The organism is Streptomyces sp. NEAU-sy36, assembly GCF_013423905.1.
In the GTDB taxonomy this organism is placed as follows: Bacteria; Actinomycetota; Actinomycetes; order Streptomycetales; family Streptomycetaceae; genus Streptomyces; species Streptomyces misionensis.
In genome coordinates this window covers 6,895,524-6,908,936 of record NZ_CP058977.1, presented here as the reverse complement: position 1 = coordinate 6,908,936, position 13,413 = coordinate 6,895,524, and the positions used below count along the sequence as shown (strand labels likewise).

Below are 13,413 nucleotides of genomic sequence, written 5' to 3'. Positions count from 1 at the left end.
GTGCTGGGCGCGACCTGTGGGGTGGATATGGAGGAGCCTTCCCACCCTTTTCGGGTGGGCAATCCGGAACTTTGTTAACTACTCGCGCGTATGTCCACCCGCAAGACCGGCCCACTTCCACGAGTGCCCCGGCGCCGCCTCCCCACGCCCCGACACCCCCGTTGGTACGTCCCCACCGACGCCCCGGTAACCACTACCGTCGGGAGGGACGAACGAGACGTACGCCGCCGTACGTCTCATCCCGTAACGCGTCCGAGGTGGAATGTGAAGGCGATCCGTCGGTTCACCGTCCGTCCCGTTCTCCCCGAACCCCTCCGGCCGTTGAGCGACCTCGCGCACAATTTGCGCTGGTCCTGGCATGCGGAAACGCGCGACCTCTTCCAGTCCGTCGACCCCGAGGCATGGGCCGCGGCCGGCTGTGACCCGGTGCGGCTGCTCGGCCGGGTGCGGCCCGCGCGGCTGGCCGAGCTGGCCGGGGACCGGCGGTTCCGGCGACGGCTGAACGCCGCCGCCGACGACCTGGACGACTATCTGACCGGCGACCGCTGGTACCAGGCCCAGGCCGAGGGCCTGCCCGCCGCGGTGGCCTATTTCTCCCCGGAGTTCGGCATCACGGCCGCGCTGCCCCAGTACTCCGGCGGGCTCGGCATCCTCGCCGGCGACCACCTCAAGGCGGCCAGCGACCTCGGGGTGCCGCTGATCGGGGTCGGACTGCTGTACCGGCACGGCTACTTCCGGCAGACCCTGTCCCGCGACGGCTGGCAGCAGGAGCACTACCCGGTGCTCGACCCCAACGAACTGCCCCTCACCCGGCTGAAGGAGACCGACGGCAGCTGTGCGCGCGTCTCCCTCGCCCTGCCCGGCGGCCGGGCCCTGCACGCCCGGATCTGGCTGGCCCAGGTCGGCAGGGTGCCGCTGCTGCTGCTCGACTCCGACGTGGAGGAGAACGACCTCGGCGAACGCTCCGTCACCGACCGGCTGTACGGCGGCGGCAGCGAGCACCGGCTGCTCCAGGAGATGCTGCTCGGCATAGGAGGGGTCCGCGCGGTGCGCGTGTACTGCAGGCTCACCGGGCACCCGGCGCCGGAGGTGTTCCACACCAACGAGGGGCACGCCGGCTTCCTCGGCCTGGAGCGGATCGCCGAACTGTGCGCCGGCGGCCTGGAGTTCGACGCGGCGCTGGAGGCGGTGCGGGGCGGCACCGTGTTCACCACGCACACCCCCGTACCGGCCGGCATCGATCGCTTCGAACGGGACTTGGTCGCCCGGCACTTCGGGGCGGACGCGGAGCTGCCCGGGATCGAGACGCAGCGCATCCTCGCGCTCGGCATGGAGACCTACCCGGGCGGCGAGCCGAACCTGTTCAACATGGCGGTGATGGGACTGCGCCTCGCCCAGCGCGCCAACGGGGTGTCGCTGCTGCACGGCCGGGTCAGCCGGGAGATGTTCGCCGGACTGTGGCCGGGGTTCGACGCCGAGGAGGTGCCGATCACCTCCGTGACCAACGGGGTGCACGCGCCCACCTGGGTGGCCCCCGAGGTGCTGCGGCTCGGCGCCCGGCGGATCGGCTCCCAGCGGGCCGAGGACGCGCTGACCGTCGGCGGCTCCGAGCGCTGGGACGCGGCGGCGGACATCCCGGACCAGGACATCTGGGAGCTGCGCCGCACCCTGCGCGAACAACTGGTGCTGGAGGTGCGGGAGCGGCTGCGCGCCTCCTGGCGGCAACGCGGGGCGGGCAACGCCGAGCTGGGCTGGATCGACGGCGTGCTCGACCCGGACGTGCTCACGATCGGGTTCGCCCGGCGCGTGCCGTCGTACAAACGGCTCACTCTGATGCTCCGCGACCGCGACCGGCTGCGGGAGCTGCTGCTGCATCCGGAGCGGCCGGTGCAGATCGTGGTGGCGGGCAAGGCGCACCCGGCCGACGACGGCGGCAAGCGCCTCGTCCAGGAGCTGGTCCGGTTCGCCGACGACCCGAAGGTGCGCCACCGGATCGTCTTCCTGCCCGACTACGGCATGGCGATGGCGCAGAAGCTCTACCCGGGCTGCGACGTCTGGCTGAACAACCCGCTGCGTCCGCTGGAGGCCTGCGGCACCTCCGGGATGAAGGCGGCGCTCAACGGCTGTCTGAACCTCTCGGTGCGCGACGGCTGGTGGGACGAATGGTTCCGGCCGGACTTCGGGTGGACCATCCCGACCGCCGACGGCCCCGGCACGGACCCGGAGCGGCGCGACGACATCGAGGCGGCGGCCCTGTACGACCTGCTGGAGCAGCGGATCACCCCGCGCTTCTACGAGCGCGGGCGGGGCGGACTGCCGGACCGCTGGATCCAGATGGTCCGCCAGACCCTCACCCTGCTCGGCCCCAAGGTGCTGGCCGGCCGCATGGTCCGGGAGTACGTCGACCGGCTGTACACCCCGGCAGCCCGCTCGCACCGCGCGCTGACCCCGGACGCCGCGCGGGAGCTGGCCGGGTGGAAGGCGCGGGTGCGACAGGCCTGGCACGGGGTGAGCGTCGACCACGTGGAGACCACCGAGACCACGGCCACGGCCGAACTGGGCACGACGCTCGGACTGCGGGTCCGGGTCGGCCTCGGGGGGCTGACCCCCGACGACGTGGAGGTGCAGGCGGTGTCCGGGCGGGTGGACGCGCAGGACCGCATCACCGACGCCACCGTCGTCCCGCTGAAGCCGGCCGGCACCCCCGACCTGGAGGGCCGCCACCTCTACGAGGGCCCCCTCGCCCTCGACCGCACCGGCCCCTACGGCTACACGGTCCGCATCCTGCCCACCCACCGCCTGCTGGCATCCGGCGCGGAACTGGGCCTGGTGGCACTGCCGTCGGAGGAACTGGTGGAGCACTCGGGGGTGTTGCTGCGCTAGTGCCGTGCCGAGTTGTGCCGTGCTGTGCCGGGCGTCGCGAGCCGGTGAACCCTTCCGGTCACAGCACTAGGGAGGAAAAGCCCGCCACGACGTGATCAGGCGGGCGAGGCCCGAGCAGTCGTCTCCGCCGGCCGGGTCGGGGGCGTACAGCCAGTAGGTGGTCGTCAGGGCCGCGAGGGCCAGCAGCACGGCGGCCACCGCGGACAGCAGCGCGAGTCCGCGGCGTTCGGTCCGGGGCAGCCCGGCGAAGGCCGGCAGGGCGCCGAGGGCGCAGGCGAGACCGGCCCAGGAGGTGAGGTACATCCGGGTGGACGGGCCGACGTAGGCGCAGTCCCGGTAGATGTCGGAGCCGAAGGAGAGGTGCGCCGCCAGCAGGGCGGCCGAGAGGAGCGTCAGCAGGGGGACCGGCAGCGCGCGCCGCGTCACTCCTCCGTCAGCCCCTCGCACAGCCTGCGAAGGGCCGCGCCGCAACGGCGGGCGTAGGCGTGTTGCAGCCCCCGGGTGGCCGGGCCGCCGGCCCTGGCGTACCAGCTGGCGGGTTTGCTGAACGCGGCGACGGTCAGCCAGACCGTGCCGTCGCCGGTGCGGTCGACGACGAAGGCCTCCTCGCCGCACTCGGGGTGGCCGGCGAGGGTGCCGTAGGCCCAGCCCGCGCGGCGCGGCTCCTCGGTGGTCCAGATGATCCGGCAGGGGGCCCTGACCAGGCCGGCCAGGGAGACCGTGACGTCCACGCCGGGGGCGGCGCGGTCGGCGGCGGCGGTTATGCCGACGCCTATCGCGCGGTGCATCTCCCAGGTGAGGACCGCCTCGGCGGCCCGGTCGAAGACCCGCCGGCCCTCGCCGAGGCGGGCGCGCACCAGCAAGGGGCGGTAGCCGGGCGGGCAGAAGGTCAGGTCGTCGCGGGTGGCTCCGACCGGTTCGTGGGTGAAGGGTGCCGAGGACATGGGGCCCAAGAGTAGGGCGGCACCCGGAGGAGATCCGCTCCGGGTGCCGCCCTCTTCACAACCCTGCCCTCGTCACCGCCGTACGGGGGTCAGTTGACGTTGACCGCCGACCAGGCCGCCGCCACCGCGTTGTACTCGGTGCTGCCGGAGCCGTACAGGGCGGCCGCCGCGGACAGCGTGCCCGTGCGGGCCGACTTGTAGTTGGTGGTCGACGTGAAGTACGTCGTCAGCGCCTTGTACCAGATCTGGAGCGCCTTGTCCCGGCCGATGCCGGTGACCGTGGAGCCGTTGTAGGTCGGGGAGTTGTACGAGACCCCGTTGACCGTCTTCGCGCCGCTGCCCTCGGACAGCAGGTAGAAGAAGTGGTTGGCGACGCCGGACGAGTAGTGGACGTCCAGGTTGCCGACGGAGGAGGACCAGTAGTCCGCCGAGCCGCCGTCCTTGCTGGGCTTGTCCATGTAGCGCAGCGGGGTGCCGTCGCCGTTGATGTTGATCTTCTCGCCGATGAGGTAGTCGCCCTTGTCGGTCGAGTTGTTGGCGTAGAACTCCACGCCGGTGCCGAAGATGTCCGAGGTGGCCTCGTTCAGGCCGCCGGACTCGCCGCTGTAGTTGAGGCCCGCGGTGTTGGAGGTGACACCGTGGCTCATCTCGTGGCCGGCCACGTCCAGCGCGGTCAGCGGGTGGTTGTTCCCGGAGCCGTCGCCGTACGTCATGCAGAAGCAGCTGTCGTCCCAGAACGCGTTCACGTACGAGTTGCCGTAGTGGACGCGGGAGTAGGCGCCGACGCCGTTGTTCTTGATGCCGTTGCGGCCGAAGGTGTTCTTGTAGAAGTCCCAGGTCTCCTGGGCGCCGTAGGCGGCGTCCGCGGCGGCCGTCTGGTCCGTCGAGGAGCTGGAGGCGGCGCCGGTGCCCCACACGTTGTCGGCGTCGGTGAACAGCGTGCCCTTGCCGGACGTCTTGTGCGCCAGGTTGTAGGTGCTGTGGCCGCCGCGGCCGGCGTCGGTGAGCTGGTACGTCGAGCCCGACAGGGTGGTGTCGAGGCTGACGGTGCCGGAGTACAGGGTCTTGCCCGTGCCGGTCGCGTTCTCGATGCCCTGGTACTCGAAGAGCTTCTTGCCGGTGGCGGCGTCGGTGATGACGTGCAGCTGGTTCGGGGTGCCGTCGTCCTGGAGGCCGCCGACGACGGTCTCGTAGGCGAGGACGGGCGTGCCGGAGCCGGCCCAGATCACCTTGCGGGCGCCGTCCGCGGTGGACTGCTCGGAGCCGAGGGTCCTGGCGGCGGACACGGCCTGCTTCTCGGCCTTGGCCGGGGTGAGCTTGGGCGTGAGCGAGGCCACCTTGATGGTCGCCTTGTTCGCCTTGGTGACGCCCTCGGTCTTGCCGGCCTTGGACGTGTGGACGACCAGGTCGCCACCGAGGACCGGCAGGCCCGCGTAGGTGCGCTCGTAGCGGGTGTGGACCGTGCCGTCGAGGTCCTTGACGACGTCCTTGACGACCAGCTTCTCCTTGGCGCCGAGACCTATCTGCTGCGCGGTCTCGGGGGCGTCGGCCTGCGCCTGCTTGATCAGCGAGGTGTGGGCCGAGGCGGACAGCATCGCCGGGGCGGCGGCCGGCACCTTGGCGGCGGCCGGGGCGGGGGTGGCCGAGGCGCTCGTGGCCATACCGGCGGAGATCAGGGCTCCGGCGGCGACGGCGGTGGCGATGGCGAGGGTGGTGCGCTTGTGACGCGCGTAGAGGGGGCTCACGCAAGCTCCTTCTCGTGGGGGAGACCGGTCAGCGTGGGGTTACTGGCCGGGAAGTATTTCGCTGTGAAGCTGCTGTGCTGCTTGCGGCGTGGAGAGAGAGTGACATCAAGGGCGCGTACATGTCATGACCCTGAAGTGATGTTGGCTGGAAGTCGACTGTCCGGTAAATGTTGCGGGCGTGTGAACAGGGGTACTCCGAGAGGCGTCAATCCCTCAACGACCTTGAATTACCAGGGCTTTGGGAAGTGATTCACAGGAACGTCAGGTTCCGGTCGCCTCGCGCGCCTATGCCGGGCGTGGCCGGAACATGTCCACGAGAACTTCTCCGCTGTTGGCCGATTCGCCCACCGGTCATGGCCGGAGGGCGTCCTGGTGCCACGTCCGCCACAGCGCCGCGTAGGCACCGCCGGCCGCCACCAGCTCCTCGTGCGTGCCCAGTTCGGTCAGCCGGCCCCCCTCCATCACCGCCACCCGGTCCGCGTCGTGCGCGGTGTGCAGGCGGTGGGCCACGGCGATGACGGTACGGCCGCGCAGCACGGCGGCGAGGGCGCGCTCGGTGTGCCGGGCCGTCGCCGGGTCCAGCAGTGCGGTCGCCTCGTCCAGGATCAGGGTGTGCGGATCGGCCAGCACCACGCGGGCCAGCGCCAGTTGCTGCGCCTGGGAGCCGTCGGTCGGGCGGCCTCCCGCGCCGAGGCGGGTGTCGAGCCCGTCGGGCAGCTCGCCGACCCAGCCGTCGGCGCCCACGGCCGCCAACGCCGCCCACAACCGCTCGTCCGTGGCGTCCGGTTCGGCGATGCGCAGGTTGTCCCGGACGGTGCCCAGGAACACATGGTGCTCCTGGGTGACCAGGACGACATGGCGGCGCAGCACTTCCGGGGACAGCCCGGCGACCGGCACCCCGCCCACCGTCACCGTGCCGCTCCCGGGCCGGTCGACGCCCGCGATCAGCCGGCTCAGCGTCGTCTTCCCGGCGCCCGACGGGCCCACCACGGCGAGGCGCTCACCGGGGCGCACGGCCAGGTCCACCCCGCGCAGCACCTCGTCGCCGTGCTCGTAGGCGTAACGCACACCGCGCACCTCGATCCGGTCGTCCGCGGGCCTCGCGCCGTCGCCCTCCGCCGCGCCGCCCGGGGCCGGGGCCAGCCCCTCCACCCGGGCGAACGAGGCTCCGCCGGACTGCATCTGCTCCACCCGCATCAGGATCTGGTCCAACGGCTCCACCAGCTGGCGCAGATACAAAGCCGCCGCCACCACCGTGCCGACCCCGACCGCGCCCCGCGTGTACAGCCAGCCGCCGAGCAGCAGCACACCGACCGTCGGGACGGTGTACGTCGTCTCGACCACCGGGAAGAACACCGTGCGCAGGAACAGCGTGTACAGCCGGGCCCGCCGGGACCGGTCGAGGGCGTCCCGGCTCGCCGCGGTCCGCCGCCCGGCGAGACCGAACGCCTCGACGGTACGGGCGCCCTCGGCCGTCGTCGCGATGATCTCGGCGACCGCGGAACCGGCCGCGCCCTCGGCGAGATAGCCGTCCCGGGCGCGCCGCAGGTACCAGCGCAGCACCAGCCAGATCGGGGTCAGCCCGAGCACCCCGAACGCGCCGAGCAGCGGATCGAGCGCGAACACCGCGCCCAGCACGAACAGCCCCTGCACGGTGTTCACCAGCAGCTCGGGGCCCGCGTCCCGCAGGGTGTTGCCGACGGCCGTCACGTCCGCCGTGCCGCGCGCGGTCAGATCGCCGGTGCCGGCCCGCTCCACCACGGCGGAGGGCAGCGCCAGCACCCGGTCGACGTAACTCTCGCGCACCCGCGCCAGCGTCCGCTCGCCGAACCGGTAACCCGCCCGGCGCGCCCAGCGGGCCAGCACCAGCTGGGCCAGCGCGCACAGCAGGATCCACAGGGCCAGCCGGTCCACCGCGCCGACCCCGCGCCCGGCCCGCACCTCGTCGACGATCCGGCCGACCAGCCACGGCCCGGCGAGCCCCGCGGCCGCGGCGAGCGCGTTCAGCGACAGTGTCCCGGCGAACGCCCGCGGATCGGCGCGCACCAACCGCGCCACCGCCCGTCGCACCTGCGCCCGCCCGGCGACCGGCAGCGGCGTCTCGTCCGTGGTCATGGGGTGCTCGCCTCCGTGCCGGTGATGCCGGTGTCGCGGGCCACCAGGGCGCGGTAGCCCGGTTGCTCCGCCAGCAGCCGCCGGTGCGGGCCGCTCGCGACGACCTTGCCGTCGGCCAGGAACACCACGGTGTCCGCCTGGTCGAGCACGAGCGGGGAGGTGCTGGTGACCAGGGTGGTGCGGCCGTCCCGGGCCGCCCGCAGACGCCCGGCCACCGTCGCCTCCGTGTGCGCGTCCAGCGCGGAGGTCGGCTCGGCGGCCAGCAGCACCTCGGGGTCGGCCAGCAGCGCCCGCACCAGCCGCAACCGCTGGCGCTGCCCGCCGGACAGACTGCGGCCCTGGCCGGAGACCACCGAGTCGAAACCCTCGGGCAGCCCGCGCACGACGTCCTCCGCGGCGGCCGTGTACACCGCCCGGCGCAGGGCGTCCGCACCGCGCGGGCGTTCGGCGCCCGGCGTCCCGGGCGACGGGCCGGCCACCGGACGGCCGGTGCCGGGGGCGGCCGCCGCCCGGTGCGGGGCGCTCCCGCCGGGCAGGCCCGCACCGGCCGCCTCCCTGCCTCCGCCGGGCGGCTCCCCCGTGGCCAGCATCTCGCGCAGCGGGCCGGCGAAGAGGTGGGCCTCGTGGTCCGCGACCAGGACGCGGTGACGCACCTCGGCCAGTGGGATCGCGTCCAGCCGGACCCCGCCCCAGGTGGCGTCGGTCGGGCCGTAGCGGCCGAGCCGGTCGACGACGGCGGTGGCGTCGGCGGGGCGGGCGGCGGCCAGGGCGGTCAGCCGGCCCGGCGCCACCCGCAACCCCGAGGCCGGGTCGTACAGTTCGGCCGGTCCCGCGGGAGCGGGCAGCGTGCCCTCGTCCGGGTCGGGCGCCAGCCGCAGCAGCCCCACGACACGGCGCGCGGCGACCACGCCCCGGTTGAGGTCGTAGGCCATCTCCACGAAGAACGTCACCGGCCCGACCAGCACCGCGACATAGCCGTACACCGCGACCAGCTGGCCCACGCTCAGCTCGCCCTGGGCTGTCATCCGGGCCGCCAGCCAGGTGACGACCGCGAGGAACAGGGTGGGCAGCCCCACGGCGAGCGCCTGCACCCAGCTGGCCACCGCGCCCACCCGGTAGCCCTGGTCGAGCAGCCGCCGCGAGTCCGCGCGGAAGGCGTCCGCCACCAGCCCCTTGCCGCCGAGGCCCCCCAACACCCGCAGCCCGCCCGCGAGATCGGCGATCCGGGCGGTGAGCACGGCCTGCCGCTCCCGGTACTCGCTCTCCACGCCCTGAAGCCTGCGCGTGAGCGGACCGGTGACCAGCGCGAGCACCGGCAGACCGAGCAGCACCACCAGGGCGAGCGGCGGGGACACCGTCACCAGCAGCCCGGCCACCACCCCGTACCCGGCCACCACCCCGTAGAAGACGAGCGAGCCGACGCCCGGCCCGACCATGGTGAGCGCGTCCGAGACGGACTTCACGTCGCCGACGCCGATCGTCACCACCTCGCCGGCCCCGGTCCGGTCGGACAGCGCGGCGCCCAGCCGCACCACATGCCCCACGACCACCTTCGCCGTACGGAAAGAGGCGTCCATGCGCAGCCGGGTCATCGTCCGGTGCCGCAGGACGCTCAGCCAGGCGGTCACCGCCCCCACCGCGAGCATCACCCCGGCCCACCCGGCCAGCGCCCCCGGCCGCCCGGGCACCAGAGCGCCGTCCACGGCCCGTTGCATCAGGTACGGCTGCGCGGCCAGCAGCGTCATCCACACGATGCCGAGGCCCGCCCCGGCCGCCGCCCGCCCAGGCTGCCGCGCCACCAGCCACCACAGGTACCACCAGCCGCCGCGCGTCTCGGGCGTCCCCGGATCCTCGTACGCGTCGACCATCCGACCCCCGATCGCCTCGGACTTCCCGGGAGTTCCCGACGGTAGCCGGGGCGGCGGCGGCCGCTCCATCGAATAAGGCGCGCCGCGAACGGGCTCTAGGGTCTTTCGTTTGGATCAGGCCGGATCAGGGAGCGGGGTCTGGTGCGTGCAGATGCAAGGCGGAGGAGGGAGTCAGCGCGATGGGGGTGCCCCCGCGCGAGCGAAGCCGAGCGTGGGGGAGTTGGCGACCGAGGGGCAACGCCGCAGATGTGCGTGCCAGACCCCGCGAGCCCGGCATGATCCAGACGAGAGGCCCTAGCCGAGGATGCCCCGGTCGTACGCCACCGCCACCGCCGCCGCGCGGTCGTTGACGCCCAGCTTGGCGTACAGATGGGTCAGATGGGTCTTGACCGTGGCCTCGCTGATGAACAGCTCGCGGGCGATCTCGCGGTTGGCGGCGCCCCTGGCGACCAGGGCGAGGACCTCGCGCTCGCGGGCGGACAGCGGCTCGTTGCCGGGGGCGGGGGCGCGGACCGCCCGCACCAGCCGGGAGGCGATGGCGGGGGAGAGCACCGTACGGCCCTCGGCGGCGGCGCGCACCGCGGTGAACAGCTCGTCGCGCGGGGCGTCCTTGAGGAGGTAGCCGGTGGCGCCCGCCTCGATCGCGGGCAGGGTGTCGGAGTCGGTGTCGTACGTGGTGAGGACCAGCACCTTGGCGCGGGCGCCGCGCCGGGTCAGCTCGCGGATCGCGGCCACGCCGGAGCCGCCCGGCATGCGCAGGTCCATCAGGACGACGTCGGGGTCCAGTTCGGCCGCCCGGGCCACCCCCTCCGGGCCGCTCGCGGCCTCGCCGAGGACCCGGAAGCCGGGCGCCGACTCGAACATGCCCCGCAGCCCGTCGCGGACCACCGGGTGGTCGTCGACGATCAGCAGCGTGATGAGGGATTCACTGGTCATCGCGGACCAACGGTACGCGAGCCGACACCGCCGTGCCGTGCCCCGGCTCGGACTCCACGGTGAGCGTGCCCGCGATCCGCTCGGCGCGCGCCCGCATGCCGTCCAGGCCGAAGCCGCCGGCCCGGGTGCGGACGGGGACGGCGGCCGGGTCGAAGCCGGTGCCGTCGTCGCGGATGTCCAGGCTGACCACGTCCCCCATGAAGGACAGGGTGAGGCCGAGACGGCTCGCGCGGGCGTGCCGGGCCGCGTTGGACAGCGCCTCCTGGGCTATCCGCAGCAGCGTCGCCGAGACCTCCTCGTGCAGCGTCTCGGCGGTGCCGGTGACGGTGAACTCGGCTCGCACACCGGTGCGTTCGCCCCACTCGACGACCGTCTTGCGCAGTGCCTCGGGCAGCCCGGCGGCGGCCAGCTCGACCGGGGCCAGATTGTGCACCGAGCGCCGGGCCTCGCCCAGGCTGTGCCGGGCGAGCGCGGCGGCGCGCTCCAGATGGGTGCGGGCGGTGATCAGGTCGGGAGCGCCGGCGACCACTTGGAGTTGGGCGATGATGCCGGTCAGGCCCTGCGCGATGGTGTCGTGGATCTCGGCGGCGAGCCGCCGCCGCTCGTCCGCGACGCCCGCCTCCCGGGCCTGCACCAGCAACTGGGCGTGCAGCGCGGCGTTCTCGTCCAGCGCCCGCTGCAACGCCGCGTTGGTGCGCTCCAGCTCGCCGATGGTGTCGGCCTGCACCACGGCGTGCTCCTGCTCCTGCTGGGCGTACCGGGTGAACACGCTGACCATGCCCATGTTCACGGCGAGGACGAGGAAGAAGCCCAGCCACAGGACCAGGCCGTGCGGCGGCCAGCCGCCGATCTCGCTGCCCGACATGGTGACGGCGGTCAGGAACAGGCCGGGCAGCACCAGGCGGCGGGGCAGGTCGAGGCCGGCGGTGTAGTAGCCGGTCACCGCGTAGAAGGCGAAGAACGGGTTGGCCCAGGTCAGCACGAAGCCGATGGCCCAGCGCAGGGCGTAGAGGCACACGCCCGTCCGGCTCGGGCCCGGCTGTCTGCGCCGGACCCACGCCCAGCACCCCTGGAGCACGACGGCCGCGGGCACCAGCACCACCGACACGACCGCCCCGGTGCGGTCCATGCCGGTCGCCCGGGCGGACATGGCCGCCGCGACGACGCTGACGCCCAGCAGCGCCCAGGGCCCCCACTTGTTGAAGGAGACCCGGGACTGCTGTCGAGCGGTGTCGGTCATGTCCACAGTGTCGGCCACCCCACGCTCACTCCCAGCGGAACCAGCGGGCCGCGGCCGCCGTCAGCAGCACCGTCCAGGCCGCGAGCACCCCCAGGTGCCCCCAGCCGGGCCAGTCCCCGGCCGCCGCCTCGCCCAGCGCGCGGGCCGCCGCCCCGAACGGGGTCAGCTCCACCACGCGCGCCAGCGCGTGCGGCATCTCCTGCACCGGCAGCCACACGCCCGCGCAGAACATCATCGGGAAGAACACCGCCGTGCCGATCGCGCTCGCGATCTTCGTGGTCCGGGACAGCGCCGAGACGACGGAGCCGAGGGCGAGCGCCGACGCGGCGGCCAGGAGCAGGGCCAGCAGATACCCGGCCGGCCGGGCGGGCAGCCGTACGTCGAAGGCGAGCCGGCCGACGACCAGCGCGAGCAGTGCCGAGGCCAGCGCCACCGTGCCCGTCATGACCATCTGCGCGGACAGCAGCACGGCGGGCCGCACCGGGGTGAGCCGCATCCGGCGCAGGATCCCGCGCTCCCGGTGCCCGGTCAGGACCTGGGGCAGCGACTGCACCCCGGACATGATCAGGGCGATCAGCACCGCGATGGGCACGTAGGCGTCGACCGGCCGCAGCCCGCCCAGGGCCTTGTCCGCCTCCCGGAAGGAGGGGATCGAGCCGAGGATCACCAGCAGCAGCGTCGGGAACAGGAAGATCCAGAACACGGCGCCGGGCTCCCGGCGGAACAGCCGGAACTCCGTGCGCAGGACGGCGGTGTTCATGCCGTGGCCTCCTTGGTCAGGTCGAGGAACGCGTCGTCGAGCGTGGCGTCGGTGACGCGCAGCTCATGGGCGGTGACGTGGTGGCGGACGAGCAGGGTGACGACCGCGTTCACGGTCTCGTCCGTGCCCGAGAGGGTGATCCGGCCGTCCTTGCGGGCGATCGAGGCGACGGCCGGCAGGGCGGCGAGTTCGTGGTCGTCCAGCGGGGCCGACGGGGTGAAGCTGATGACGGTGGCGCCCGCCGAGCGGCGGATGAGCCCGGCCGGGGTGTCAAGGGCGGCGACCCGCCCCTTGTCGAGCACCGCGATCCGGTCGCACAGCCGTTGCGCCTCCTCCATGAAATGGGTGACGAGCAGCACGGTGACCCCGCTCGCGCGGACGTCCTCGATCAGCTGCCAGGTGTCCCGGCGGGCGCGCGGGTCCAGGCCGGTGGTCAGCTCGTCCAGCACGACGACCCGCGGGTTCCCGATGAGCGCCAGCGCGATGAACAGGCGCTGGCGCTGACCGCCGGACAGCTTGGCGAACCGGGTGCCGAGTCTGGCGGTGAGCCCGAGGCGTTCGGCGAGCGGCCGCCAGTCGGCCGGGTCCGGGTAGAACGACGCGTACAGCTCCAGCGCCTCGCGCACGGTCAGCTTCGGTTGCAGCTCGCTCTGCTGGAGCTGGGCGCCGAGCACGCGGGCGACCCGCTCGTGGTCCGCCACGGGATCGAACCCGGCGACCCGGACCCGGCCGGCGTCGGGCTCCCGCAACCCCTCCACGCACTCGACGGTGGTGGTCTTGCCCGCGCCGTTCGGGCCGAGGATCCCGAAGATCTCGCCCTCCTCGACGGCGAACGAGACCCCGTCGACCACGGAGCGGCCCGCGTACGACTTGCGCAGATCGGTGACTTCGATGACGGATGGCATGCTCCGAGACTCCCGCG

General features: G+C 73.5%; 10 protein-coding genes. 1 reads left to right on the top strand and 9 read right to left on the bottom strand.

Annotated features, from left to right (window positions below):
* Positions 1–264: 264 nt before the first annotated feature.
* On the top strand, positions 265–2,883 hold the full coding sequence (locus HZZ00_RS30060) for a glycosyltransferase family 1 protein (RefSeq protein ID WP_180329349.1): 2,619 nt from the start codon (positions 265–267) through the stop codon (positions 2,881–2,883).
* Positions 2,884–2,949: 66 nt separating this feature from the next.
* On the opposite strand, the gene HZZ00_RS30055 is transcribed toward HZZ00_RS30060, so the two are convergent.
* From HZZ00_RS30055 to HZZ00_RS30015, 9 genes are all read right to left on the bottom strand, one after another.
* Entirely contained in the window at positions 2,950–3,309 is a 360-nt protein-coding gene (locus HZZ00_RS30055) for a hypothetical protein (RefSeq protein WP_180329348.1), read from the bottom strand.
* On the bottom strand, positions 3,306–3,827 hold the full coding sequence (locus tag HZZ00_RS30050) for a DUF1990 family protein (protein ID WP_070023118.1): 522 nt from the start codon (positions 3,825–3,827) through the stop codon (positions 3,306–3,308). Before HZZ00_RS30050 ends, HZZ00_RS30055 begins: the two co-directional genes overlap by 4 nt.
* 89 nt (positions 3,828–3,916) lie before the next feature.
* Positions 3,917–5,572 (bottom strand): M4 family metallopeptidase, encoded by a 1,656-nt coding sequence (locus HZZ00_RS30045; protein WP_180329347.1) that lies wholly within the window; start codon positions 5,570–5,572, stop codon positions 3,917–3,919.
* A gap of 351 nt (positions 5,573–5,923) precedes the next feature.
* Positions 5,924–7,687 (bottom strand): ABC transporter ATP-binding protein, encoded by a 1,764-nt coding sequence (locus HZZ00_RS30040; RefSeq protein ID WP_180329346.1) that lies wholly within the window; start codon positions 7,685–7,687, stop codon positions 5,924–5,926.
* Entirely contained in the window at positions 7,684–9,555 is a 1,872-nt protein-coding gene (locus HZZ00_RS30035) for an ABC transporter ATP-binding protein (RefSeq protein WP_180329345.1), read from the bottom strand. Before HZZ00_RS30035 ends, HZZ00_RS30040 begins: the two co-directional genes overlap by 4 nt.
* Before the next feature lie 294 nt (positions 9,556–9,849).
* Complete coding sequence (locus HZZ00_RS30030) at positions 9,850–10,491, bottom strand: response regulator transcription factor (RefSeq protein WP_180329344.1); 642 nt, start codon at positions 10,489–10,491, stop codon at positions 9,850–9,852.
* Complete coding sequence (locus HZZ00_RS30025) at positions 10,481–11,731, bottom strand: sensor histidine kinase (protein WP_180329343.1); 1,251 nt, start codon at positions 11,729–11,731, stop codon at positions 10,481–10,483. Before HZZ00_RS30025 ends, HZZ00_RS30030 begins: the two co-directional genes overlap by 11 nt.
* A gap of 25 nt (positions 11,732–11,756) precedes the next feature.
* Complete coding sequence (locus HZZ00_RS30020) at positions 11,757–12,491, bottom strand: ABC transporter permease (RefSeq protein WP_180329342.1); 735 nt, start codon at positions 12,489–12,491, stop codon at positions 11,757–11,759.
* The gene (locus HZZ00_RS30015; protein ID WP_180329341.1) at positions 12,488–13,396 is read right to left on the bottom strand and encodes an ABC transporter ATP-binding protein; all 909 of its coding nucleotides are present in this window, start codon (positions 13,394–13,396) and stop codon (positions 12,488–12,490) included. The genes HZZ00_RS30020 and HZZ00_RS30015 overlap by 4 nt, the downstream gene beginning before the upstream one ends.
* Positions 13,397–13,413 lie beyond the last annotated feature (17 nt).